Origin of the sequence: Pantoea sp. Tr-811 (genome assembly GCF_011752535.1) — a bacterium.
Taxonomy (GTDB): Bacteria; Pseudomonadota; Gammaproteobacteria; order Pseudomonadales; family Pseudomonadaceae; genus Aquipseudomonas.
Genome location: NZ_VWXJ01000005.1, coordinates 334280 through 360274, shown reverse-complemented (window position 1 = coordinate 360274; position 25995 = coordinate 334280). Strand labels below are relative to the sequence as shown.

The 25995-nt window shown below is 66.2% G+C and carries 18 protein-coding genes; 7 read left to right on the top strand and 11 right to left on the bottom strand.

From position 1 onward, the window contains the following. From F3J44_RS10570 to F3J44_RS10550, 5 genes are all read left to right on the top strand, one after another. Positions 1-1026, top strand: coding sequence for a YCF48-related protein (locus F3J44_RS10570; RefSeq protein WP_205299813.1), 1026 nt, complete (start codon positions 1-3; stop codon positions 1024-1026). A 20-nt stretch (positions 1027-1046) separates the two neighbouring features. Beyond that, on the top strand, positions 1047-3422 hold the full coding sequence (locus F3J44_RS10565; protein WP_167058678.1) for an RND family transporter: 2376 nt from the start codon (positions 1047-1049) through the stop codon (positions 3420-3422). A gap of 64 nt (positions 3423-3486) precedes the next feature. Beyond that, on the top strand, positions 3487-3777 hold the full coding sequence (locus F3J44_RS10560) for a DUF5629 family protein (RefSeq protein WP_167272139.1): 291 nt from the start codon (positions 3487-3489) through the stop codon (positions 3775-3777). Continuing rightward, on the top strand, positions 3740-4873 hold the full coding sequence (locus F3J44_RS10555) for a lactonase family protein (protein ID WP_205299812.1): 1134 nt from the start codon (positions 3740-3742) through the stop codon (positions 4871-4873). The genes F3J44_RS10560 and F3J44_RS10555 overlap by 38 nt, the downstream gene beginning before the upstream one ends. Before the next feature lie 150 nt (positions 4874-5023). Continuing rightward, the gene (locus F3J44_RS10550) at positions 5024-5200 is read left to right on the top strand and encodes a hypothetical protein (RefSeq protein ID WP_167058057.1); all 177 of its coding nucleotides are present in this window, start codon (positions 5024-5026) and stop codon (positions 5198-5200) included. A gap of 163 nt (positions 5201-5363) precedes the next feature. Here the strand turns inward: F3J44_RS10550 and F3J44_RS10545 are convergent, their stop codons facing one another. The 9 genes from F3J44_RS10545 to F3J44_RS10505 all read right to left on the bottom strand — a co-directional run bounded on the left by F3J44_RS10545 (position 5364) and on the right by F3J44_RS10505 (position 17814). Then, complete coding sequence (locus tag F3J44_RS10545) at positions 5364-5957, bottom strand: glutathione S-transferase (protein WP_167058054.1); 594 nt, start codon at positions 5955-5957, stop codon at positions 5364-5366. Further along, positions 5954-9598: an AAA family ATPase gene (locus tag F3J44_RS10540; RefSeq protein ID WP_167272132.1), complete on the bottom strand. Its 3645-nt coding sequence runs from the start codon at positions 9596-9598 to the stop codon at positions 5954-5956. Before F3J44_RS10540 ends, F3J44_RS10545 begins: the two co-directional genes overlap by 4 nt. Further along, a complete protein-coding gene (locus F3J44_RS10535; protein WP_167272129.1) occupies positions 9595-10833 on the bottom strand; it encodes an exonuclease SbcCD subunit D C-terminal domain-containing protein in 1239 nt (412 codons plus the stop codon). The genes F3J44_RS10540 and F3J44_RS10535 overlap by 4 nt, the downstream gene beginning before the upstream one ends. A gap of 173 nt (positions 10834-11006) precedes the next feature. Beyond that, positions 11007-12632 carry a BatD family protein gene (locus F3J44_RS10530; protein WP_167272126.1) on the bottom strand — a complete coding sequence of 542 codons (1626 nt, stop codon included), beginning with the start codon at positions 12630-12632 and terminating at the stop codon, positions 11007-11009. Then, positions 12629-14350 (bottom strand): tetratricopeptide repeat protein, encoded by a 1722-nt coding sequence (locus F3J44_RS10525; RefSeq protein ID WP_167272124.1) that lies wholly within the window; start codon positions 14348-14350, stop codon positions 12629-12631. Before F3J44_RS10525 ends, F3J44_RS10530 begins: the two co-directional genes overlap by 4 nt. Then, positions 14347-15423 carry a VWA domain-containing protein gene (locus F3J44_RS10520; protein WP_167272122.1) on the bottom strand — a complete coding sequence of 359 codons (1077 nt, stop codon included), beginning with the start codon at positions 15421-15423 and terminating at the stop codon, positions 14347-14349. The genes F3J44_RS10525 and F3J44_RS10520 overlap by 4 nt, the downstream gene beginning before the upstream one ends. Further along, on the bottom strand, positions 15416-15910 hold the full coding sequence (locus F3J44_RS10515) for a DUF4381 domain-containing protein (RefSeq protein ID WP_167058036.1): 495 nt from the start codon (positions 15908-15910) through the stop codon (positions 15416-15418). The genes F3J44_RS10520 and F3J44_RS10515 overlap by 8 nt, the downstream gene beginning before the upstream one ends. Next, a complete protein-coding gene (locus tag F3J44_RS10510; protein ID WP_167272120.1) occupies positions 15907-16851 on the bottom strand; it encodes a DUF58 domain-containing protein in 945 nt (314 codons plus the stop codon). Before F3J44_RS10510 ends, F3J44_RS10515 begins: the two co-directional genes overlap by 4 nt. Before the next feature lie 3 nt (positions 16852-16854). Then, complete coding sequence (locus F3J44_RS10505) at positions 16855-17814, bottom strand: MoxR family ATPase (RefSeq protein ID WP_167058030.1); 960 nt, start codon at positions 17812-17814, stop codon at positions 16855-16857. Between the two features lie 175 nt (positions 17815-17989). Between F3J44_RS10505 and F3J44_RS10500 the strand changes: the two genes are divergently transcribed. Next, positions 17990-19192 (top strand): DUF2235 domain-containing protein, encoded by a 1203-nt coding sequence (locus tag F3J44_RS10500; RefSeq protein WP_167272117.1) that lies wholly within the window; start codon positions 17990-17992, stop codon positions 19190-19192. Positions 19193-19371: 179 nt separating this feature from the next. Here the strand turns inward: F3J44_RS10500 and F3J44_RS10495 are convergent, their stop codons facing one another. Further along, positions 19372-19725, bottom strand: coding sequence for a hypothetical protein (locus F3J44_RS10495; protein WP_167058024.1), 354 nt, complete (start codon positions 19723-19725; stop codon positions 19372-19374). A gap of 276 nt (positions 19726-20001) precedes the next feature. On the opposite strand from F3J44_RS10495, the gene F3J44_RS10490 reads away from it, so the two are divergent. Further along, positions 20002-24867 carry an NAD-glutamate dehydrogenase gene (locus tag F3J44_RS10490; RefSeq protein ID WP_167272114.1) on the top strand — a complete coding sequence of 1622 codons (4866 nt, stop codon included), beginning with the start codon at positions 20002-20004 and terminating at the stop codon, positions 24865-24867. A 143-nt stretch (positions 24868-25010) separates the two neighbouring features. On the opposite strand, the gene F3J44_RS10485 is transcribed toward F3J44_RS10490, so the two are convergent. Continuing rightward, positions 25011-25829, bottom strand: coding sequence for a pyruvate, water dikinase regulatory protein (locus tag F3J44_RS10485; RefSeq protein ID WP_167058017.1), 819 nt, complete (start codon positions 25827-25829; stop codon positions 25011-25013). Between the last annotated feature and the right edge of the window lie 166 nt (positions 25830-25995).

Genomic DNA, 25995 nt, shown 5'->3' with positions numbered 1-25995 from the left:
ATGACGCAAGCCAGGCGTGGTGCCTGGCCGCTGGCGGCCGGTGCGATGCTGGCGCTGGCACTGGGCATGTGGGCCGACAGCGCGCAAGCCGCTGGCGCCGACGAATACTCCACCGAATCGGCCAAGGCCAGCCAGAGCCTGTTGATCGGCGCCACCCATGCCGGCAAGCGCCTGGTGGTGGTGGGTGATCGCGGGCATATCCTGTTCTCCGACGACCAGGGCGCCACGTGGACCCAGGCCCGGGTGCCTACCCGGCAGTTGCTCACCGCCGTGTACTTCCTCGACGACAAACGCGGCTGGGCCGTAGGCCACGATGCACAGGTGCTGGCCAGCAACGACGGCGGCGCAACCTGGAGCAAGCAGTTCGAAGATCTTGCCCGCGAAGCGCCCCTGCTCGACCTGACCTTCCTCGACGCCCAGCACGGCTTTGCCGTGGGCGCCTACGGGGCGTTGCTGGAAACCACCGATGGCGGCCAGCATTGGAATGACATCGCCGAGCGCCTGGACAACCCCGACCAACTGCACCTCAATGGCATCACCCGGGTGCGCGACGCCGGCTTGTTCATCGTCGGCGAGCAGGGCGGCATGTTCCGCTCCAGCGACAACGGGCAAACCTGGGCCAAGGTCCAGGGCCCCTACGAGGGCTCGCTGTTCGGCGTGATCGGCACTGCCGCGCCGCGCACCCTGTTGGCCTACGGCCTGCGCGGCAATCTGTTCCGCTCCACCGACTTCGGTGACAGCTGGCAGCCCATCGCCCTCAAGGCCGCACGCGGCGAGCTCGAATTCGGCCTGGCAGGCGCTACGCTTGTCGAAGACGGCAGCCTGGTGCTGGTGGGCAATGGCGGCAGCGTGCTGCGCAGCACCGATGACGGGCAGAACTTCAGCGTCTACAACCGCGCCGACCGCATCGCCCTGGCCGGCGTCAGCGGCCTGGCCAATGGCGGCCTGCTGCTGGTGGGGCAGGGTGGCGTCCACCTGGCCGGCGCCGACGGTGCGGACCTGCCTGCCAAGGAGGTGCGGCCATGACCAGCAGGGAGAGCATCACCATGCACCCGCACCACCAGGACAAGGCCACGCTGCTCGAACGCCTGATCTTCAACAACCGCCCGGTGGTCATCGCCCTGTGCCTGCTGGTCAGCATCTTCCTGTTCTGGCAGGCCACGCAGATTCGCCCCTCGACCAGTTTCGAGAAGATGATCCCGCTGCAGCACCCCTTCATCGAACAGATGATGGAACACCGCAACGACCTGGCCAACCTCGGCAACACCGTGCGCATTTCGGTGGAGGCGGTCAACGGCGACATCTTCGACAAGGACTACATGGAGACCCTGCGCCAGATCCACGACGAGGTGTTCTACATCCCCGGCGTCGACCGCGCCGGGCTGAAATCGCTGTGGAGCCCCAGCGTGCGCTGGAGCGAGGTCACCGAGGAGGGCTTCTCCGGTGGCGAGGTGATTCCCAACACCTACAACGGCTCCCAGGACAGCCTCGACAGCCTGCGCGACAACGTGCTCAAGTCGGGCCAGGTGGGGCGCCTGGTGGGTAACAACTTCAAGTCCAGCATCGTCGACGTGCCGCTGCTGGAAAGCTTCCCCGACCCGCAGGACCCCGGCCGGCAGGTGAAGCTCGACTACCAGCAGTTCTCGCACCAACTGGAGGAGAAAATCCGCGACAAGTTCCAGGCGCAGAACCCCAACGTGAAAATCCACATCATCGGTTTTGCCAAGAAGGTCGGCGACCTGATCGATGGCCTAGTGATGGTGGCGATGTTCTTCGGCGTGGCCCTGGCGATTACCTGGGTGCTGCTGTACTGGTTTACCTGGTGCATCCGCAGCACCGTTGCCGTGCTCATCACCACCCTGGTGGCGGTGGTGTGGCAGCTGGGCCTGATGCATGCCGTGGGCTTCGGCCTGGATCCCTACTCGATGCTGGTGCCGTTCCTGATCTTCGCCATCGGCATTTCTCACGGGGTGCAGAAGATCAACGGCATCGCCCTGCAGTCCAGCGACGCCGACAACGCCCTGACCGCCGCTCGGCGCACCTTCCGCCAGTTGTTCCTGCCGGGGATGATCGCCATTCTCGCCGACGCGGTGGGCTTCATCACCTTGCTGATCATCGACATCGGGGTGATCCGCGAGCTGGCCATCGGCGCCTCGATTGGCGTGGCGGTGATCGTCTTCACCAACCTGATCCTGCTACCGGTGGCTATTTCCTACGTTGGCATCAGCAAGAAGGCCATCGAACGCAGCAAGAAGGACGCGACCTGCGAGCACCCGTTCTGGCGCCTGCTGTCGAACTTCGCCAGTGCCAAGGTGGCGCCGGTGTCGATTGCCCTGGCCCTGGTGATGTTCGCTGGCGGCCTGTGGTACAGCCAGAACCTGAAGATCGGCGACCTCGACCAGGGCGCGCCGGAGCTGCGCCCCGACTCGCGCTACAACCAGGACAACAACTTCATCATCAGCAACTATTCCACCAGTTCCGATGTGCTGGTGATCATGGTCAAGACTCCGCCGGAAAGCTGCTCGATCCACTCGACCATGGCGCCGGTCGACGAGTTGATGTGGACCATGGAGAACACCCCGGGCGTGCAGTCGGCCATTTCCCTGGTGACGGTGTCCAAGCAGGTAATCAAGGGCATGAACGAGGGCAGCCTGAAATGGGAAACCCTTTCGCGCAACCCGGACGTGCTGAACAACTCCATCGCCCGTGCCGACGGCCTGTACAACGCCGACTGCTCGCTGGCGCCGGTGCTGGTGTTCCTCAACGACCACAAGGCCGAAACCCTGGAACGGGTGACCAGCGTGGCCAAGGCCTTTGCCGACAGCCATGACAAGCAGGGCCTGCAGTTCCTCCTGGCCGCCGGTAACGCCGGGATCGAGGCCGCCACCAACGAGGTAATCAAGTCGGCCGAGTTGACCATCCTGATCCTGGTCTATCTGTGCGTGGCGGTGATGTGCATGATCACCTTCCGCTCATTCGCCGCCACCCTGTGCATCGTGCTGCCGCTGGTGCTCACCTCGGTACTGGGTAACGCGCTGATGGCGTTCATGGGCATTGGCGTGAAGGTTGCCACCTTGCCGGTGGTGGCCCTGGGCGTGGGCATTGGCGTGGACTACGGCATTTACATCTACAGCCGCCTGGAAAGCTTCCTGCGCGCCGGGTTGCCGTTGCAGGAAGCCTATTACCAGACCCTGCGCTCGACAGGTAAAGCGGTGCTGTTCACCGGCCTGTGCCTGGCCATTGGCGTGTGCACCTGGATCTTCTCGGCCATCAAGTTCCAGGCCGACATGGGCTTGATGCTGACCTTCATGCTGCTGTGGAACATGTTTGGCGCGCTGTGGCTACTGCCGGCGCTGGCGCGGTTCCTCATCAAGCCGGAGAAAATGGCGGGCAAACAGGGCGGCTCGATCTTCGCCCATTGAATCGCTGGGGCTGCAAAGCAGCCCCAGGGGTTATACTGCCAGCTCATTTTCAAACGGTATTCCCATGTCTTCCCTCGCCACCGCCCTCGCATCCTGCGACATGCTCCTGATCGACGGCCTGCATGCCTTCGACTTCACCTGCGACGCCAACGGCCTTACCGTCGAATGCATGGACGGCCGCCAGCACCGTCGCTGGTCCTTTACCCCGGAGCAAGTCGCTGCTGCGGTTGCCAGCGGCGATGAATGGCAACTGGCCGATGCCCAGGGCGAGCATCGTCTAATCTGTATGAGTGCCTTGCGTGCCCCGGATGAAGACGATGAAGAACCGGACCTGGACGAGCCTGCTGACCGCTAGCCTGATGAGCCTGACAATCGCCGCCCAGGCAGCCACGCTGCTGGTGGGCAGCTACACCGATGGCCAAAGCCAGGGCATCTACCGCTACACGTTCGACACCAAGACCGGGCAGATCGCGCCCACGCCGCTGCAGGTGGTCAAGAGTGTCAGCCCCTCCTGGCTGGTGCTGTCGGCCGACCAGCGCCAGCTGTTTGCGGTCAACGAAACCGTCAATGGCCAGGTCAGCAGCTTCAGCGTCAGTGCCAAGGGCGAGATCAAGCCGCTGAACCAGGTGGCCAGCCGCGGCGACGAGCCCACCCACGCCAGCCTCAGCCGTGACCAGCGCTACCTGTTCGTCGCCAACTACGCCGTTGCCCCCAACCCGGGCGGCAGCCTGGTGGTGATCCCGGTGGCCAAGGACGGCAAGCTCAAGGAGGTGGTCCAGAAGTTGCGGCACACTCCCAGCAAGGTGAACCCCGAACGCCAGGCCGGTGCCCACGTGCATTCGCTGGTGCTGTCGCCGGATGGCCAGCACGTGTATGCCTGCGACCTGGGCGCCGACAAGGTGTTCATCTACCGTTACGACGGCGCCAGCGCCGACCACCCGCTGAGCCCGGCGATTCCCGCTGCGGTCGACCTGCCACCGGGCAGCGGCCCGCGCCATTTGCTGTTCGACGCCAAGGGCCGGCATGCCTACCTGACGCTTGAAATGAGCGGCGAAGTGGTGATGTTCGACGTCAAGGACGATGCCTTGCTTGAGCGTCAGCGCTTGCCCCTGACCGAGCGCCAGGACGCTGCGGCGAAAGCCTCCGGCGGGCTGCACCTGTCAGCCGATGGGCGCTTTCTGTACGTGAGCAACCGCGGCACGGCGAATGAGATCGTGGTATTCAGCGTGGGCAAGGACGACGGCCAGCTGAGTTTCCTGCAGCGCCGTTCGGTGGAAGGCGATCACCCACGGGAATTCGCCCTCGACCCCAGCGACAACTTCCTGCTGGTGGCCAACCAGAAAAGCAACCAGATCGTGGTCATGCGCCGCGACCCGCGCAGCGGCAAGCTGGGCGAAACGGTGCAGGCCTTCACCCAGGACGCGCCGTCGGACCTCAAGTTCATCGAGTAGCGTTCACGCCCCCGGAAGGGGGCGTGAACTATCGATACCGCTAATAATCCCTACCAGCGCAATGAATTTCTGCAGCTGGCCTCGGCGGCGTAAGTTTGACCCAAGGCCCAAGTGGCTGAACGTCAAACTCAAAACGTCGAGGTCAGCCCCATGAACTTCAACCTTTTCCCCGTGATCGCCGCCTCTGCCATTTCCGCCTCCGTGGTGCTGCCGGCCCATGCCCATGCCGACAGCAGCAAGGCATCGGCCACCCACAGCTACACCGAGCAGTACCTGCGCCAGAGCGCCAACTTCCATGCTGCACTGAGCGCCAAGCACGGCCACTGACTCAAGCCTGACTCGGACCCTGTAGGAGCGAGCCTTGCTCGCGATGGGTCGCGCAGCGGCCCCAGGTTTTCAGCTTCGCAGCCCGTATTGCCGGGGCTGCTTTGCAGCCCATCGCGAGCAAGGCTCGCTCCTACAGGGGCCATGAAATGCTTGAGACAGGTGTCTAACGTGCCATGACCGACTTGAACAGGTCCGACGCCAGCCACCCCTCCAGCCAGCTCCGCACCCGCGGATAAGCCGCCTCGGCGAACCACTGCGGTTCGACCCCGGCAAACTGGCGCATCAGGGGCAACAGCGCGGCATCGGCCAGGCTCGCCTGTTCGGCCAGCAGGAACGCCCGGCCTTCAAGCAACGTCTCAAGCTCCGCCAGCCAGGCCTCGGCCTGCTGGCGGTAGTGCTCGCGTGAATGCTCGGGGTAGCGCTCGGCATACTTGTACAGGTTCACCTGCGCCTTGAACGTGCTGTCGTTGCGGGCAATCAGCGCCTCGGCGTGCTGCGCCGCCAGCGGGTCGGCCTGCAGGCGCCAGTCTTGCGGGTCGTGCTGCTCAAGCGCCCAGCGCATGATGTCCAGGCTCTCCTCCAGTACCCCGGCACCGGTGTCGAGCACCGGCACCGTGCCCTTGGGCGACAGCGCCAGCAACGCCGGCGGCTTGTTCTTCATCGCCACCTCGACGATGTCCACCGCACAGCCGGCATAGCGCAGCGCCAGGCGCGCGCGCATGGCCCAGGGGCAGCGGCGGAACGAGTAGAGGATCACCCGCACACCTCCACATCACTCAGGCCATTGCCCTGGCGCCGTACCTGGATCTGCACCGGAATGCGCTCGTGCATTTCCTGCACGTGGGAAATCACCGCCACCTTGCGCCCCTGGGCCTGCAGGCCGTCGAGCGCGTCCATGGCCAGTTGCAGCGATTCAGGGTCGAGGCTGCCGAAGCCTTCGTCGATGAACAGCGACTCGATGCGCAACGTGCTCGACGCCATCGAGGCCAGGCCCAGGGCCAGGGCCAGCGACACCAGGAACGTCTCGCCACCGGACAGCGAGTGCACCGAGCGCAGCTCATCGCCCATTTCCGTGTCCAGCACCAGCAGGCCCAGGGCGCTGCCACCGCGCTTGAGGCGGTAGCGCCGGGCCAGCTGGCGCAACTGGGCGTTGGCGTGGTGCAGCAGCAGGTCGAGGTTGTAGCCCTGGGCGATCTTGCGGAACACGTCGCCTGAGGCCGAGCCGATCAGGGCATTCAAGCGCGCCCAGCGTTGCCACTGCTGGTAGGCCTGTTCGATTTCCCCGGCCAGGGCGGCACTGGCCTGCTGGCGGCGCTGGTCGTCGGCCTGCTGCGCACGCAGCTCTGCGCAGTGCTGTTCGTGGCCTGCCAGGCCTTCGCGCAGCGCCGCCAGGGCCTGTTCGAGGTCTTCGACCGAGCTTTCCACGGTCATCAGTGCGGCATGTTGCTGCAGGCGCTGTTCGCGCTCCTGGAACAGCACGCGGCCTTGTTCGATGGCTTTCTGCGCACTTTCCAGGCGCTGGCGCAGCTCGCCCAGCTGGGCGTCGTCCATGGCCAGCAGGCGGTCGAGGCCTGCGTCGTCCAGTTCCGGGTGCGCGGCGCGCCATTGGGCGATGTCGCCTTGCAACTGCTGGCATTCAAGCGCCAGGGCCTGCTGTTGCTGGCCGCTGGCCTTGAGTTCGGTGGCCAGTTGCACGCCCTGGGTGTGCAGGGCTTGCAGGCGCTGGGCGGTGTCGGCGTCGAGGGCGCGGGCCTGTTCCAGTTGCGTGTCCAGATGCTGCTGCCAGGCCTCGGCGTTGGCATGCTCGCCAAGCAGTTCGGCCAGGGCGGCCTGGGCCTGCTGGCGCTGGGTGTCGACGCTGGCAAGCTGCTGGCGCGCCTGCTCCAGGGCCTGCAGCCGTGCCTGTTGCTGGTCGCGCAGTTTGTCCAGCTGGCCTTGGCGGGCCTGCTGTTCGTCCTGTTCGTCCTTGCGTTGCTCCAGCTGCTGCAGGCGTTGGGCGATCTGCTGGTCGAGGGCCAGGAATGCATGGGCCGGGTCGTCGCCCAGGGCTTTGAGCACATCGTCCGGCAGCACGCTGGCCAGGTCACTCAGGCCTTGCTGCAGTTGTTGCTCGTCGCTGGCCAAGGCTTGGTGTTGATGGTCCAGGTTGCGCTGGGCCTGCTGCTGGGCCTGCTCGGCAGCCTGCAGTTGCTGGTTGAGGCGGGCGGCATCCTTTTGCAGGGCGAGCAGGGCGCTCTGGCGCTTTTCGTCCTTGCCAATTTCTTCGTCCAGGCGCCGTAGCTGGCTGTCGAGCCAGGCGCTGCGGGCCTTGTCGTCCTGGGGCGCGAGCGCCGGCCACAGGCTGTGGGCCTGCACCTGGGCCACCAGCGGCTGCAGCTGCTCACCCAGTTGCTGTTGCTGCTGCTGGTAATCCTTGAGCTGGGCATTGACCACACCCAGCTGGGTGCGCAGCTCGACCAGCTTGCCGTTGAGGGTTTCGACCTGCTTCTGCGCCGCGTCCTCTTCGGCCTGGTCGTGGCGGCCCAGGCTTTGCAGCAACGCTTCGGGTTGGTGGAACGGGTGTTCGGCGCTGCCGCACACCGGGCAAGGCTCGCCCTCGCGCAGCTGGCCACGCAGTTCCTCGACGCTGGTGTTGCGGGCCATGCGCTGGCGTTCGAGCAACTGGCGGGTGACGTTGAGCGCTTGCTCGGCGGCCTCAAGCTCGGCCTTGGCGGCGGTGCCTTCGCCGATCAGGTGCTGGCGTTGCTGCATGGCCTGCTGCTGGCGGCCACGCAGGCTGTCGAGCTGCTGGCGCACGTCCAGTTCGCGGCCGTGCAGGCGCGACAGCTCCTCGACGGCGCGTTGCTGTTTGCGGTTGTCTTGCAACATGCCGCCGAGCAGGTCGATTTGTTCAGCCAGGGCCTGGGGCTCGGCCTTGGCTTCGCGGAACAGCAGCTCGTAGTGCTCGCGCTGGCCCTGCAGCTGGGCATTGGCCTGGCTGGCCTGGGCCTGCAGGCCCGGCAGTTCCTCACGGCCCTTGGCCAGGCGCCCGCCAATCAGCATCACTTGCTTGAGCTGCGGCAGGTAGGCCTGCCAGGCGCTGGCCAACCCTGCCAGGTGCTCGCTGTCGGCCAGGGCGGTGTCGATCAGGGCCAGTTGTTGCTGGCTGCGCTGCTGGTTTTCTTCCAGCTGCTGCAGGTGTTGCTGGCCTTCGCCCACGTGCTGCTCGGCCTGCTGGGCGGCAGTGGTTTGCGCGGTGAGTGCTTCATCCAGGCGGGTGAGGGTGTCTTGGCCGGCGAACGCCTGGCGCAGGCGCGGGGCGTTTTCGCCGTGCTGGGCCTGTTGCTGGGCCAAGGCGTCGCGGGCGGCCGCCTGGGCCTGCTCAAGTTCGCCGGTGGCACCCTGCAGTTCACTTTGCCGGTGCTGTTGCTCGGCGATCTGCGCGCCCAGCGTTGCCAATTGCGCCGCGAGCATTTGCTGGCGGTGGAACTGGTGGCGCTGGGGGGCCAGGCGTTCCAGGCGCTGCAGGTCCAGGCGCTGTTCGGCCAGTTGCTGCCAGCCGTCTTCGGCGGCCTGCAGGGCGGTGCTGGCGGCGCTGTGCTGGGCGTGCAGCTGGCGCTGCTCCTCAAGCCAGATGCGTTGCTGCTCCAGTTGCCGCTCGCCGGCCTGGTCGGCCTTGAGCTGCTGCAGCGCCTGCTCCAGTTGTTGGTCCAGCTCGGCGCGGGCTTCACTGGCCATTGGCAGCAAGTGGCTGGCGCGGTCGTTGAGGGCTTTGTGCGCCTCGCCGGTTTCCCGTGCCTTGCTGAAGGCGCGCTGGCCGAGGCGGGTGTAGATGGCGGTGTTGGTGAGCTTTTCCAGCAGCTCGCTGCGGTCTTTGTCGTCGGCCTTGAGGAATGCGCCGAATTCGCTTTGCGCCAGCATGACCGCGCGGGTGAACTGCTCGAAGTTCAGGCCCAGGCGGGCCTCGATCAATTGCTTGTATTCGTTCTTGCCGCTGCCCAGTACCTGCTCGCTGTCCAGGTCGTAGAGGCTCTGGCGGCTGTGCTGGAGCTTGCCGTTGGCTTTGTCGCGGGCGCGGTTGGCTTCCCAGCGGGCGCGGTAGCGGTGGCCGTCGATGCCCACGAAGTCGACTTCTGCAAAGCCACTGCCGGTGCCGCGGCGCAGCAGGTTGCGCGGGTCGGAGGTGGGAATTTCACCGTCGGCGTCGGGCACCTTGGCCTCGCGGCCGATGTCGTTGAGCCGCGGCACGGTGCCGAACAGGGCCAGGCACAGGGCGTCAAGCAGGGTGCTCTTGCCGGCGCCAGTCGGCCCGGTGATGGCGAACAGGCCGGCGCTGGCCAGGGGTTCGGCGGTGAAGTCGATGTCCACAGGCCCTGCCAGGGATGCCAGGTTCTTCAGGCGGATGGCGAGAATCTTCATGGCTGTTCCTCTTCTTGCTGCACGTCTTGCAGCAGCTGGGCGAAGTCGGCCAGGGTCTGCTCGTCCACGGGGCTGCCGTAGGCTTGTTCCCAGGCGCGGCCGAACAAGTCATGGGGCGTCATCTGGGCCAGTTCGACGAAGGCCATGTCGTCATCCTCGGCGGTGCCGGCGCCTGCGTACTCGGCGCTGATGCGGATCAGCCGCACCGCTTTGCCATGCAGGGCGTTTTCAACCTGCTGGCGCAGGTCGGGCTGTGGTTCGTCCAGGCGTACGCGCACTTCCAGCCACGGCTGGCGGTTGGGGTCTTCCAGCAGGTCGACCACCGGCAGCTCGGCCAACTGCTCAAGCAGCTCGCCCAACGGCGCCGGGCCGACCCGCTGCAGGGCGACCGCACGGGGGATGGGGCGCGGCTCGACGCTGACCAGCTCGGTGCCATCGAGCTCGACCTCCAGCACCTGGTGCGGGTAGTTGATTTCGGCGAACGACAACGGAATTGGCGAGCCGCTGTAGCGGATGCGGGTTTCGCGGTTGACCTTCTGCGGCTTGTGCAAGTGGCCGAGGGCGACGTAGCTGATGGCTTTGTCGAACAGCTTGGCCGGCAGCGCCTCGGCGTTGCCGATAATCAGGCTGCGTTCGGAGTCTTCCGACACTGCGCCACCGGCCATGTGTGCGTGGCTGATGGCGACCAGTGCCTGGCCCTTCTTGCGCTTTTTCTGGGCGGCGGCGATCAGCTGCTGGTGCACCTGGGTGATGCCTTGCAGGTAGTCCTCGCCCAGTTGCGGGCCGGTGACTTCGGCCGGGCGCAGGAAGGGCAGGGCGAGGCACCAGGCGGCGACCTTGCCACGGCCATTGGTCAGCGGGATCAGCAGGCGTTCGGCGTCCAGCTGGCCTTCGTCGAGCCAGTGCACGCGGCCCAGGGCATGGGTGCGCAGGCGGCGCATCAGCGCGGCGGGCAGCTCGATGCGCGAGCCGGAATCGTGGTTGCCGGCGATCATCACGATGTCCAGTTTCGGCTGTTGCTCATGGGCCTGGACGATGAAGTCGTAGAGCCGTTCCTGGGCTTTGACCGGTGGGTTGACCGTGTCGAAGATATCCCCGGCGATCAGCAGCGCGTCTGGCTGGCGCAGCTGCAGCTGGCCGAGCAGCCAGTCGAGGAAGCAGGCGTGTTCGAAGTCGCGTTCCTGGCCGTGCAGGCTTTGGCCCAGGTGCCAGTCGGAGGTGTGAAACAGACGCATGGATGACCTGTTGGAAGGGAGCTGGGGGGCTTTGGGGTTGGGGCGGTATGGTAACGCAAGTGCAGGTTGGCCTGTACCGGCCTCTTCGCGGGCAAGCCCGCTCCCACAGGGATACCATTTCCCGTGGCCTGTGGGAGCGGGCTTGCCCGCGAAGAGGCCGGTAGGTCAATGCATCATTTCGGATACAGCGGCGGCAAGCTCCCACTCTCCCCAGCCGGCAACAACACCTGCTCGGCCGGTGGAATGGTACCGATCGCCCGCCACAGGTCCTCACCCTGCCAATACTGCCCGCTCTCGCTGTACAGCGCCCCGTTCAGCCCATCCAGGGCATCCGACAACGGCACGAAACGCGCCGCCATCTCAGCCAGGGTTTCCGGCTGCTGCCGGGCCCAGGCGTCCAGCGCCTGGCGGGTGGCCTGGGGGTCGTTGGCCAAACACGCCCGCTTGAGGTCGTCCAGCAGCGTGCGCGGGCTTGGGCCGTTCTGCGCAGCGCGCAGCACCGCCGGTTGCGAGCGGGCGCGCCACCACAGGGCAAACCCAAGCAGCGTGGTCAGGGCGAACACCATCGTTGCCAGCTGCCATGGCCACAGCAGCGGGTTGCCCGCGCTGCTGTCGCCTACCGGCGTGTCCGCGCTCAGGGCCGGGTTGTCTTCCACGTTCAGGGTGCGCGCCGGCAGGCTGCTGTGCTCCAGGTGATCCTCGCGGGTGTTCCACCAGGTGATTTCCAGCGCCGGCAGGGCCAGCTCGCCGCTGTGGGTCGGCACCAGCGCCTCGCGCTCTTCGCGGTTGGCGGTCATGCCGCGTTCGTTGATTTCATTGCGCAGCACCGGTTGGTCCGGGTAGCGGCGCAGGCCGACGATTTCGGTGGCCGGCAGTTGCGGCAGTTGGGTGCTCGACAGGCCCTCGGCACGCAGGGTGATGCTGCGGGTCAGCGAATCGCCGATTTGTGGCTGCTGGCTGGCGGGGTCGGGGCTCCAGTGTTCTTCCAGGTTCAGGCTGCGCGCTGGCAGCCAGGGCACACCGGCCGGCCAGGCCGCCGGGATCGCCCGCACGGTCAGGTGCAGGGGCAGTGAACTGACCTGCACCTGGCGCCCGGCCCGCGGCGTGCCCGCGCCTTGCTGGGGGTCGGCGGCGGCGGTGGCGGTGAAGGTCAGCGGTGGTATGTCCAGGCTGCCGCTTTGCTGCGGGTACAGCGCGTAGCGGGTTTCGATCACGCCGTGGCGTACACCGTTGATTTCCTTCTCATAGGTGCGCGACTCACCCAGCGGTTCGACCTTGGCGTTCTCCAGCTGCAGGGGGCTGAGGCTGCTGTCGTCGTACAGCGACACCGAATGGTAGATGCGCAGGGTCAGCACCGCCTGGGCTTGGACGTACACCTCGGTGTTGTCCAGGGTGGCTTCGACGAACACCTGCGAAGCGCTATCCGGGCGGCTGGCGTCGGCCTGCAGCACCTGCAGGTCGATGGCCTGGCTGCGCGACTGGCCCAGTTGCAGCTCGGGGATCTGCAGGCTGCCACTGCGCCGTGGCAGCAGGGTGATGATCCAGCGGGTGCTGGCGCGGGTTTCCCCGTCCAGGGTGTGCAGGCTGTTCAACTGGCGCGTGCCGCGCACCTCGAAGTCAGTCTCCAGGGCTCGCAGGTCGGGCTTGCCGAACTGGGTCACGTCCTGGCTTTCGAGGGTCAGTTCAAGGGTTTCGCCGGCTTGCACGCGGGTGCGGTCGACGCTGGCTTGCAGCGCCGGCACGGCCTGGGCCATGGCGGCCCAGAGCAGGCTGAGAAGAAAGACGCCGAAGCGACTCATCGTGTTTTTTCCTGATGCAATTGCTGTTCATACCAGAATTTGCGCCGCAGCAGCTCCGCCGGATTGTCGGGGATCTCCCGCAGCCATTGTTCCAGGGCCTGGCGCTGTTCGGCATCGAGGCTGGTCGACACCGGGCGCTGCGGCGGCTGGGTAATGCTGTCGTCGTCACTGCCTTGGTTGCCGGGCCCGGCCTGGCTGTTGCCGCTGCCTTCGCCGGGTTGTTCGGCGCTGGCCTGTTGTTCATTGCCGGGCGAGCCTTGGGCAGGGCTGCTGGCCGAGCTGCTGTTGCCTTCCGTTTCGCTGCCGGGCGTGCCCTGGGCATCGGGGTTGGCAGGTTGCTCCTCGGCCTGGGCCTGGCGTTGTTGCAGCAACTGTTGCACCAGCGCCTGGTTGGCCAGCGCCGGCTGCAGGTCGGGCTGGCGTTCCAGGGCCTGTTCGTAGGCGTCCAGGGCGGCTTCCAGCTCGCCGCCGCGGGCCAGGGCATTGCCTCGATTGTAGTGGGCGGCGGCGCTGTTGCCTTGGGCGAAGGCTTGGGCGGCACCGGCATAGTCGCCGGCCTGGTACAGCGCCATGCCCCGCCACAGGGGGTTCTGGAAGTGTTCGGCAGCCTGCGCCGGGTGGTTCTGTTGCAGCAGGCGCTGGCCCTGTTGGTCGGGGCGCAGCCACAGGTCGTTGAACTCCAGGGCCTGGCTTGGCTGCGGCAGGGCCAGCAGCAGCGGCAGGCAGAACAGCCAGCCGCGGCGCCCGGCGCAGGCGGCCAGCAACAGCAGGGGAATCAGCAGCCAGTAACCCTGGTCGGCCCAGCTGTCGAGCTGCAAGGTGTGGCCATTGTCGTCGCGCAGGCTGTGCGGGGTGTCGAACAGGCCCAGGCCGCGCAGGTCGAGGTCGTCGATGCGGGCGTGGCGGTAGCGCCCGCCAGTGCCGTTGATGAAGGCCTTGAGGCTGGCGCTGTCCAGGCGCGGCACCAGGATGCCGCCCTGGTCGTCCTTGAGGAATTCGCCATTGGCCTGGCGCACCGGCGCCCCCTCGCGGCTGCCGATGCCCAGCATCAGCAGGCTCGGCCCCTGGCGGCCCAGGGCCTGGGTGATGCCCTGGCGTTCAGCGGCGCTCAATGCCGAGCCCACCAGCAGCAGGCGGCCCTGGCCCAGGCCGCTTTGGGCCAGCAATGCCAGGCCCTTCTGTACTGCAAGGTCGGCGCGCTGGCCGGCTTGCGGCATGATCGACGGGTCGATGGCTTCGAGCAGGTTGCGCGTGGTGCCCAGGTCGTCGGACAGCGGCACCAGGGTGTGCGCCGAGCCTGCGTAGACAATCAGCGCAGTCTGGCTGTCGCGGCGGTGTTCAAGCAGGTCGAGGATCTTGCGCCGGGCCTGCTCCAGGCGGTTGGGCGTCATGTCTTCGGCGAGCATCTGCGGGGTCAGTTCCAGCAGGATCACCAGCGGGTCGGCCGGGCGCTGGCGGGTTTCCTCAAGGCGCTGCCAGCTTGGCCCCAGCAAGGCCAGCAGCACCAGCAGCCAGGCCAGGCCCAGGGCGACCCACGGCAGTTTACTGGTGCTGCCGCTGCCGCCGCCGAGCAGCACCGGGTGGAAGGCCGGCGGCAGGATCATCTGCCAGCGCCCGGCACGCTTTTGCCGGTGCCACAGCTTGTACAGCAGCCAGGCGAGCAGCGGCAGGACCAGCAGCCAGAGCGGGCGCAGCCATTGTGGCCAGAGGTCGATCATCGCCGCCTCCTCAGGCGCAGGCGCTTCAGGCGCTGGCGCCACTCCGGGTGGGGTTGCAGGAAGCGTGGCCGGCGTAGCAGCCGGTGCAGCAGGTGGTCGGGCCATTGCACCGCCACCACCAGCAGCACGCTCAGCAGCAGGGCCAGGGCCAGCGGCCAGGCGTACAAGGCCTTGGCAGTACGCGCCTGGGTCGGTTGCTGGGCCACCGGTTCTAGCTGGTCGAGGGTATCGCCGATGGCGCTCAGCTCGGCGCCGTCGTGGGCGCGGAAATAGGCGCCGTGGGTGATGTCGGCAATTTCCCGCAGCGAGGCTTCGTCCAGGTCCAGGCTCGGGTTCAGCCCGAGCAGGCCAGGGGTGCCATTGGCGTCGGGGTTCGAACCGATACCGATGGTGTAGATGCGCACGCCTTCCTGGGCGGCCAGGCGGGCGGCGGTCAGTGGGTGGATCTGCCCGCCGTTGTTGGCGCCGTCGGTCACCAGTACCAGCACACGGCTCTGTGCCGGGCGCAGGCGCAGGCGCTTGACGGCAAGGCCGATGGCGTCGCCGATGGCGGTGTTCTTGCCGGCGATGCCGATTTGCGCTTCGTCGAGGAAGGTGCGCACGGTACGCCGGTCGAACGTCAGCGGGGCTTGCAGGTAGGCCTGGCTGCCGAACAGGATCAAGCCAACGCGGTCGCCCTCGCGGTCCTGGAGAAAATCGCCGAGCAGCGACTTGACCAGGTCCAGGCGGCTGATGTCTTCGTCCTTCCACTGCATGTCGGGGAAGTCCATCGAGCCGGACACGTCCACCGCCACCAGCAGGTCGCGGCCACTGGCGGCCACCGGCACCGGGTCGCCCAGCCATTGTGGGCGGGCGGCGGCCAGCAGCAGCAACAGCCACACCACCACGAACGGCGCCTGCTGGCGAAGGGTTGGCAGGTTCAGCCGCGCCCGGCGCCCGGCCAGGCTTTCGAGCTCATCGAGAAAGCCCACCTTGAGCACCGGCTCGCCGCTGTCGGCGGCGGGCAGCAGCAAGCGCATCAGCCACGGCAGCGGCAGCAGCAGGAAGATCCACGGCCAGGCCAGTTCAAACATGTTTGCGGATCCAGGTCTCGACCGCCTGGCTGAGCCCGGCGATGGCCTTGTCGTCGAGCTTGCACTCGGGTTTGTAGGCACCTTCGACCAGCACCATCCAGCGGGTGAGGCCGGCCGCCGGGCAGCGGTTGTCGAGAAATGCCAGCCACTGGCGGCCGTTCAGGGTGTGGCTGTTGGCGCCGGGGTAATGGTTGCGGCACAGGCGCTTGAGCAGCGCATTGATCTGCTGCAGCCAGGCGCCGGCCGGGGCGCCGTCGTAGGGGCGCGGCAGCCGGGCCAGTTCGGCCAGGGCTTCGGCGCGTACCGGGTCCAGCGGTTGCTCGGCGCGCACCGGCAAGCGCTTGCCCGGGCGCCAGCGGCGCAGGCGCCACAGGCCCCAGGCCAGCAGCGGCAGCAGCGCGAGCAGCAGCCACCAGCCCGGCGCAGGCGGCCACAGGCCTATCGGCGCAGGGGCGATCAGCGGTTGCAGCTGGTCCAGCGGGTTCATGTGGCGCTCCGCGGGCGCTGGGCATTCAGGTACTCGCGCAATTGCTCGATCATTTCGCTTTGAGTGCTCAGTGGCATCAGCAGCACGCGCAGTTTCTGCGCCATCAGCTCCCAGCGCTCCACCCGCGCCTCGGCCTGTTGGCGGTAGGCCTGGCGCAGGCTGGGGTCGAGGGTGTCGAGTTCCAGTTGCGCGCTGCGCTGGGCGAAGCGCAGCAGGCCGGCGGCGGGCAAGGCATGGTCGAGCGGGTCGGACACCGGCATCAGCAGCAGGTCGCAATGGCGCGACAGCATGGCCAGGTGTTGCTCGGCCTGGGCGCTGAGCGAGCGTTCGTCACAGATGACGATGGCCAGGCTGCCGGGGCGCAGCACTTCGCGCGCACGGCGCAGGGCAAGGCCCAGGCTGTCGACCTGGGGCGCGGCTTCGGTGTGCAGCGCCTGGTTCACCTTGGCCAGGCGGTTGAGCAATTGCAGCAGGCTCTGCTTGCTGCGCCGGGGCTTGATTTCGTGGTGTTCGTTGTCGCCGAACACCAGGCCGCCGATGCGGTCGTTATGGCCCAGCGCCGCCCAGCCAAACAGCGCTGCGGCCTGGGCGGCGAGCACCGACTTGAACTGCAGCCCCGAGCCGAAGAACAGCCGCTGGCTCTGTTCGACCAGAATGAAGATCGGCCGCTCGCGCTCCTCGTGGAACAGCTTGGTGTGCGGCTCCTGGGTACGTGCGGTCACCCGCCAGTCGATGTTGCGCACGTCGTCACCGGCCTGGTAGACGCGCACCTGGTCGAAGTCCACCCCGCGCCCGCGCAGTTTCGAGTGGTGCAGGCCCACCAGCGGGCTGCGCTGGCCGGGGCGGGAAAACAGCTGGATTTCGCGCACGCGGTGACGCATGTCGATCAGTTCGGCCAGGCCGATGCGGATGCCGTGTTCGGCCAGGTGCGCGGTGGGCATGGGTCAGGCGACGGCAACGACGTCGAGGATGCGCTGCACCACGCGGTCCTGGTCGATGCCGGCGGCTTCGGCCTCGAACGACAGGATGATGCGGTGGCGCAGCACGTCGAACAGCACGGCCTGGATGTCTTCGGGGCTGACGAAGTCGCGCCCGGCCAGCCAGGCGTGGGCCCGTGCGCAGCGGTCCAGGGCGATCGAGCCTCGGGGGCTGGCGCCGTAGGCGATCCAGTCGGCAAGCTCGGTGTCGAACTTGGCCGGGGTACGGGTGGCCATGACCAGCTGCACCAGGTATTCCTCCACGGCATCGGCCATGTACAGGTTGAGGATTTCCTTGCGCGCGGCAAAGATCGCCTGCTGGCTGACCCGCCGCTCGGGTTTCACCTCGCCGCCCAGGGCCTCGCCGCGGGCCTGGGCGAGGATGCGCCGTTCCACGGCAGCGTCCGGGAAGCCGATTTTCACGTGCATCAGGAAGCGGTCGAGCTGGGCTTCGGGCAGTGGGTAGGTGCCTTCCTGCTCGATCGGGTTCTGCGTGGCCATCACCAGGAACAGCGGCGACAGGTCGTAGGTGCTGCGGCCCACGCTGACCTGGCGCTCGGCCATGGCCTCAAGCAATGCCGACTGGACCTTGGCCGGGGCGCGGTTGATTTCGTCGGCCAGCACCAGGTTGTGGAAGATCGGCCCCTGCTGGAACACGAAGCTGCCGGTTTCCGGGCGGTAGATCTCGGTGCCGGTGATGTCGGCGGGCAGCAGGTCGGGGGTGAACTGGATGCGGTGGAACTGCGCCTCGATGCCCTCGGCCAGTTCCTTGATGGCCTTGGTCTTGGCCAGGCCCGGCGCACCCTCGACCAGCATGTGGCCGTCGGCGAGCAGCACGATCAGCAGCCGTTCGACCAGTTTCTCCTGGCCTAGGATCTGGGAGGAAAGAAAGGTGCGCAGCGCGATCAGCGCTTCACGGTGTTCCATCGGCGGCGGTTCCTGGGTGTGCGCCAGAACGCGAACGGCCTGGCAGGGGGACATACTTTAATCTATCCGTAGTGCCGCGTCGAAATCTGCACGTGGGGCTTGTGGGGTCGGCTGATGGTGCGCGTCTGCTGTTTATCGCTTTCTGGTGGCTTTTGGCGCGAACCGGAGCGTGACGATGAACAGGCAAGAGCATTGCGTACGGGTGGGCATTTTCTTTGACGGCACGGGCAATAACCAGGCTGACCCGGCCCGGGCCCCCAGCAATATCGCGCTATTGCACAGGCTTTACCCGCAGGGCACGGTGGCGGGCCAGGTGTACTTCAAGGTGTATATGGAAGGCATCGGCACCACGGCGGGTGCTGCCGATTCGCTATATGCCATGGCCACCGGAAAGGGGGCAACGGGGGTGCTGGCGCGTGTCGAGCAAGCCTTGGCCGCGGTTGCCGGGCAGCTGCGTCAGGGGGCGTTGCCGGCGCGGGTGGAATTCGACCTGTTCGGCTTCAGCCGCGGCGCGGCGGCGGCCAGGCACCTGGCCAACCGCTTGAGCGGCAACCAGGGCCTGCCGGGCGAATTGCAGGGCCCCTGCACGATCAACTTCATTGGCCTGTTCGACACGGTGGCCGCCATCGTCGAGCCGCTGCGCGGTGACTTCGACCCGGCCGACGCCCGTAACGGCAGCCTGCGCCTGGGCTTGGGCGAGGGCATTGCCCGGCAGGTGGTGCAACTGGTGGCCAGGGACGAACAACGGCGCAATTTTGCCTTGATGCGCAGCGGCAACGATATCGTCGTGCCAGGCGTGCACGCCAACATCGGCGGCGGTTACCCGGCATCCACCCGCGAGCAGGTGCTGTTGAGCAAGCCAGGTTCCAGCCGCGTGCCGCAACGGGTGCCGGCTGAAAAGACCCAGGCCTACGCCCAGGCCCAGGCGCTGCTGGCCGAGCTGGGCGAGCCTGGGGCACGGGTGCTGACCTGGGACGTGGCGCTGGGCGATGCCTGGGCGCGCCGGGACGCACCGGAAAAGCAGGTGTATGCGGCGGTGTACCGGGAGCGTGAAGTCAGCGGGCACCTGTCGCGGGTGTACCTGAGCATCATGCGTGAGCTTGGCCTGCGCGGCGGTGTGCCGTTCTTGCCACCGGGCGATGACGAGGCATACCGGGTGCCGGGCGAGTTGCAGGCCATCAGCGACCAGTTGCATGAGCAGGTGCTGGCCGGCGGGCGGGCGTTGTCGGCCGAGCAGGAGGCGTGGCTGCGCGAGCGGTATGTGCATGCCTCGGCGCATTGGAATGCGCTGAAGGGCGTGCGCAGCGGCGCGCTGGAGGTGTTGTTCGTCAACCGGCCTGCGCAGGGGGGCAGGGTGGTGCACGACAACCCGGTTTGACAATGCCAGCAGGCGCCCTGCAATTGCGTGGTTACAATTTTGGGTAGGAGCGAGCGTAGCTCGCGATGGGCTGCAAAGCAGCCCCAGCGTCATGAGCCGCGAAGCTGGGAACCTGGGGCCGCTGCGCGCCCCATCGCGAGCTACGCTCGCTCCTACAAGGGCGCGCTTGGGGCTCGGTGTCAGAGCTCGCTGACGAAAGTACCAGTGCCATCGAGGATATTGCGCAGGGTCAGCGCCACCTCTTCCAGGTCGGTTCCCGCCGATGTCAGCACGATCTCCAGCGCCTCGTCTCCCTTCAGCGCATCGCGGTCCCCGGCCGCCACCTCGATCAGCAGGCGCTGGGCGCTGAGCGTCACCTTCAAGCCATCGAGCGTCGACGGTTCGTCATCCAGGGTCAGGTCGACGGTGTCCTCGTCCGGGTAGCGGGTCAGCAGGAACATCTGCCCCTTGTCGCTGTGGCAGCACAAGGTGGCCATGTTGTCCTCCTCGTCATCGCAAGGGGTGGCGAACAGCACGGCGGTCTTGATTTGCATGGTTACGGCTCGGCTTGGCGGAAATGAAGGGGAATTCTGACAGCCTTGTACCCATCCATAAACGTAAAGTTGCCAGCCCTTGACCGAAATTGTCGCAGCACCGCAAGCGGCAATGACCGATCAGTCGTTAAGCTTCGGCGAGCCCGGAACGTGCCCGTCGCGTTCCCTGTCTGGTTTTTTGCCGTCCGCCTTGCCCGGTGTTGACTATCGTTGATCCGTAATTGGCGGACGCACGCGACGCTTCAACTACTACAAAGCCCAAGCGGAGTACCACAGATGGCGTTCTTCACCGCAGCCAGCAAAGCCGACTTCCAGCATCAACTGCAAGCGGCCCTGGCGCAGCACATCAGCGAACAGTCCCTGCCACAAGTGGCACTGTTCGCCGAGCAGTTCTTTGGCATCATCTCTCTGGACGAACTCACCCAGCGCAGGCTTTCCGACCTGGCCGGCTGTACCCTTTCTGCCTGGCGCATCATCGAGCGCTTCGACCCCGAACAGCCGCAGGTGCGGGTGTACAACCCCGACTACGAACGCAATGGCTGGCAGTCGACCCACACCGTGGTCGAGGTGCTGCACCATGACCTGCCGTTCCTGGTCGACTCGGTGCGCACCGAGCTCAACCGCCGCGGCTACAGCATCCATACCCTGCAAACCACCGTGCTCAGCGTGCGCCGTGGCGCCAAGGGCGAGCTGGCCGAGCTGCTGCCCAAGGGCAGCCAGGGCGAAGGCGTGCAGCATGAGTCGCTGATGTACCTGGAGATCGACCGCTGCGCCAATGCCGCCGAACTGAACGTGCTGGCCCGCGAGATCGAGGCGGTGCTGGCCGAAGTGCGCGTGGCGGTGGCCGACTTCGAGCCGATGAAGGCCAAGCTGCGCGAGGTGGTCGCCCTGGTGGAGAACACCGCCTACGGCCCGGCCCAGCACGAGAAGGGCGAGGTCAAGGCCTTCCTCGAATGGCTGCTGGACAACCACTTCACCTTCCTTGGGTACGAAGAGTTCACCGTGCAGGGCGATGCCGCCGGTGGCCAGATGGTCTATGACGAGCCGTCGTTCCTCGGCCTGCCGCGCCGCTTGCGCGTGGGCCTGAGCGCCGAGGAGCTGCGCATCGAAGACTACGCCGTGGCCTACCTCAACGAGCCGCTGCTGCTGTCGTTCGCCAAGGCCGCACTGCCTAGCCGCGTGCACCGCCCGGCCTACCCGGACTACGTGTCGATCCGCCAGCTGGACGCTGCCGGCAAGGTGGTCAAGGAACACCGCTTCATGGGCCTGTACACCTCGTCGGTGTATGGCGAAAGCGTGCATGCCATCCCGTACATCCGCGTCAAGGTCGCCGAAGTAGAGCGCCGTTCGGGCTTCGACCCGAAAGCCCACCTGGGCAAGGAGCTGGCCCAGGTGCTCGAAGTGCTGCCGCGCGACGACCTGTTCCAGACCCCGATCGACGAGCTGTTCAACACCGTGATGTCGATTGTGCAAATTCAGGAACGCAACAAGATCCGCGTGTTCCTGCGCAAGGACCCGTACGGCCGCTTCTGCTACTGCCTGGCCTACGTGCCGCGGGAAATCTACTCCACCGAAGTGCGGCAGAAGATCCAGCAGGTGCTGATGGAGCGCCTGAAGGCCAGCGACTGCGAATTCTGGACCTTCTTCTCCGAATCCGTGCTGGCGCGCGTGCAATTGATTCTGCGGGTCGACCCGAAGAACCGCATCGACATCGACCCGCAACAGCTGGAAAACGAAGTGATCCAGGCCTGCCGCTCGTGGCATGACGACTACTCGGCACTGGTGGTCGAGAACTTCGGCGAGGCCCAGGGCACCAACATCCTCGGCGACTTCCCCAAAGGCTTCCCGGCCGGTTACCGCGAGCGCTTCCCGGCGCATTCGGCGGTGGTCGACCTGCAGCATGTGCTGGCGCTGTCGGAAAGCAAGCCCCTGGCCATGAGCTTCTACCAGCCGCTGACCCGCCTGGGCGACCGCCTGCTGCACTGCAAGCTGTACCACGCCGATACCCCGCTGGCGCTGTCGGATGTGTTGCCGATTCTGGAAAACCTTGGCCTGCGCGTGCTTGGTGAGTTCCCCTACCGCCTGCGCCATGCCAGCGGCCGCGAGTTCTGGATCCACGACTTCGCCTTTACCTACAGCGAAGGGCTGGACCTGGACATCCAGCAGCTCAACGACACCCTGCAGGACGCCTTCGTCCATATCGTCAACGGCGACGCCGAAAACGACGCCTTCAACCGCTTGGTGCTCACCGCTGGCCTGCCATGGCGCGACGTGGCGCTGCTGCGCGCCTATGCCCGCTACCTCAAGCAGATTCGCCTGGGCTTCGACCTTGGCTACATCGCCAGCACCCTGAACAACCACACCGACATCGCCCGCGAGCTGACCCGGTTGTTCAAAACCCGCTTCTACCTGGCGCGCAAGCTGGCCAACGATGACCTGGACGACAAGCAGCAACGCCTGGAGCAGGCGATTCTCACCGCCTTGGACGATGTTCAGGTGCTCAACGAGGACCGCATCCTGCGCCGCTACCTGGACCTGATCAAGGCCACCCTGCGCACCAACTTCTACCAGCCCGATGGCAACGGGCAGAACAAGCCGTACTTCAGCTTCAAGTTCAACCCCAAGCTGATTCCCGAGCTGCCCAAGCCTGTGCCCAAGTTCGAGATATTCGTCTACTCGCCGCGGGTCGAGGGCGTGCACCTGCGCTTTGGCAACGTTGCCCGCGGCGGCCTGCGCTGGTCGGACCGCGAGGAAGACTACCGCACCGAGGTGCTGGGCCTGGTCAAGGCGCAGCAGGTGAAGAACTCGGTGATCGTGCCGGTCGGTGCCAAGGGCGGCTTCCTGCCACGGCGCCTGCCGCTGGGCGGCAGCCGCGACGAGATCGCCGCCGAGGGCGTGGCCTGCTACCGCATTTTCATCTCGGGCCTGCTCGACATCACCGACAACCTCAAGGACGGCGGCGTGGTGCCACCGGCCAACGTGGTGCGTCACGATGACGACGACCCCTACCTGGTGGTGGCTGCCGACAAAGGCACCGCGACCTTCTCCGACATCGCCAACGGCATCGCCATCGACTACGGCTTCTGGCTGGGCGATGCATTCGCCTCCGGCGGCTCGGCCGGCTACGACCACAAGAAAATGGGCATTACCGCCCGCGGCGCCTGGGTGGGCGTGCAGCGCCACTTCCGCGAACGCGGCATCAATGTGCAGCAAGACCCGATCACCGTGATCGGCGTGGGCGACATGGCCGGCGACGTGTTCGGCAACGGCCTGCTGATGTCCGACAAACTGCAACTGGTGGCGGCGTTCAACCACCTGCATATCTTCATCGACCCGAACCCGGACCCTGCCACCAGCTTCGCCGAGCGCAAGCGGCTGTTCGACCTGCCGCGCTCGGCCTGGAGCGATTACGACACCAGCATCATGTCCGAAGGCGGCGGGATCTTCCCGCGCAGTGCCAAAAGCATCGCCATCAGCCCGCAGATGCAGCAACGCTTCGCCATCGAAGCCGACCGCATGACCCCCACCGAACTGCTGCATGCCTTGCTCAAGGCACCGGTCGACCTGCTGTGGAACGGCGGCATCGGCACCTACGTCAAGGCCAGCAGCGAAAGCCATGCCGACGTTGGCGACAAGGCCAACGACGCCCTGCGGGTCAACGGTAACGAACTGCGCTGCAAGGTGGTGGGCGAGGGCGGCAACCTGGGCATGACCCAGCTCGGCCGGGTCGAGTTCGGCCTCAATGGCGGCGCCACCAACACCGACTTCATCGACAACGCCGGCGGCGTGGACTGCTCCGACCACGAGGTCAACATCAAGATCCTGCTCAACGAAGTGGTGCAGGGCGGCGACATGACCGAGAAGCAGCGCAACCAGCTGCTGGGCAGCATGACCGACGAAGTGGCCGGCCTGGTGCTGGGCAACAACTACAAGCAGACCCAGGCACTGTCGCTGGCGGCCCGCCGTGCCCGCGAGCGGATTGCCGAATACAAGCGCCTGATGGCCGACCTTGAAGGCCGCGGCAAGCTGGACCGGCCCATTGAGTTCCTGCCGTCGGAAGAGCAATTGGCCGAGCGCCTGGCGGCTGGCCAGGGCCTGACCCGCGCCGAGCTGTCGGTACTGATTTCCTACAGCAAGATCGACCTCAAGGAGCAGTTGCTCAAGTCGCAGGTGCCTGACGACGACTACCTGACCCGCGACATGGAAACCGCCTTCCCGCCGTCGCTGGTCAGCAAGTTCGCCGAGGCCATGCGCCGCCACCGCCTCAAGCGCGAAATCGTCAGCACCCAGATCGCCAACGACCTGGTCAACAACATGGGCATCACCTTCGTGCAGCGCCTGAAGGAGTCGACCGGCATGAGCCCGGCCAACGTCGCCGGGGCCTATGTGATCGTGCGCGACATCTTCCACTTGCCGCACTGGTTCCGCCAGATCGAGGCGCTGGACTACCAGGTACCGGCGGAAATTCAACTGACCCTGATGGACGAGCTGATGCGCCTGGGCCGCCGCGCCACCCGCTGGTTCCTGCGTAGCCGGCGCAACGAGCAGGATGCCGGGCGCGACGCCGCGCACTTCGGGCCGAAAATCGCCCAGCTGGGGCTCAAGCTCGACGAACTGCTGGAAGGCCCGACCCGCGAGCGCTGGATGGTGCGCTACCAGGGCTTCGTCGACGCCGGGGTGCCAGAGCTGCTGGCGCGCATGGTGGCGGGCACGACCCACCTGTACACCCTGCTGCCGATCATCGAGGCCTCGGACGTCACCGGGCACGATCCGGCGCAGGTGGCCAAGGCGTTCTTCGCCGTGGGCAGCGCACTGGACCTGACCTGGTACCTGCAGGAAATCAGCAACCTGCCGGTGGAGAACAACTGGCAGGCCCTGGCCCGCGAGGCGTTCCGCGACGACATCGACCTGCAGCAGCGGGCGATCACCATTTCCGTGCTGCAGATGGCCGATGCGCCAGAGGACATGGACGCCCGCGTGGCGCTGTGGGCCGAGCAGCACCGGGTGATGGTGGAGCGCTGGCGCGCCATGCTCGACGACCTGCGCAATGCCACGGGCACCGACTATGCGATGTACGCGGTGGCCAACCGCGAGCTGGTCGACCTGGCCATGAGCGGGCAGGCGGCGGTGGTGCCTTCCTGAGCCTTGCGGCCAGTGAGTAAAAAGCCCCGGCAGTGATGCCGGGGCTTTTTTTGTTCAGCTGTGCCGGCCTCTTCGCGGGGCAAGCCCGCTCCTACAGGTTGCTTGTAGGAGCGGGCTTGCCCCGCGAAGAGGGCCGCTCAGGATTACTTGAACCTGCGCTCCACACCTTTCTCCACCAAAATCTTCGCGGAAATTTCTTCCACCGAAAAATGCGTGGAATTGATGTTGGGAATGTTCTCCCGGCGGAACAGGTTTTCCACCTCGCGTACCTCGAACTCGCACTGGGCAAAGCTCGAATAGCGGCTGTTGGGCTTGCGTTCGTGGCGGATGGCGGTCAGGCGGTCGGGGTCGATGGTCAGGCCGAACAGCTTGTTGTGGTGCTTTTTCAGCACCGCCGGCAGCTGCAGGCGCTCCATGTCGTCCTCGGTGAGCGGGTAGTTGGCGGCGCGAATGCCGAACTGCATGGCCATGTACAGGCAGGTTGGGGTCTTGCCGCAACGCGACACGCCCACCAGGATCAGGTCGGCCTTGTCGTAGTAATGGGTGCGCGCGCCATCGTCGTTGTCGAGGGCGAAATTCACCGCCTCGATACGCTCCATGTAGTTGGAATTGCCGCCAATCGAGTGCGACTTGCCCACCGAATACGACGAATGGGCGGTCAATTCTTGCTCAAGCGGGGATAAAAACGTCGAAAAGATGTCGATCATGAACCCGTTCGACGTTGCCAGGATCTCGCGGATGTCCTGGTTGACGATGGTGTCGAAGATGATCGGGCGCATGCCATCGCGCTCTGCGGCCGCGTTGATCTGCTGCACCATGGTCCGCGCTTTGTCGGGCGTGTCGATGTACGGACGGGTGAATTTGTTGAACGGTATGCTCTCGAATTGTGCGAGCAGGCTCTGGCCCAGGGTTTCGGCAGTGATGCCGGTGCCATCGGAGATGAAGAACGCGGTTCTTTTCATTTGCGATATGGGCCTTAAGCTGATGACGTTTCTTGGATATGATAAGTTCGGTTTGCCGAATGCGGCTGTCGGCATTCTGACATATTTTGCGAACCTATTTTCCAGGTACAGGCCACAAGCGCCCGGCCCAGTCAAAGCAGGCAGGCGGGCGCCCTTGAGCTTTTCC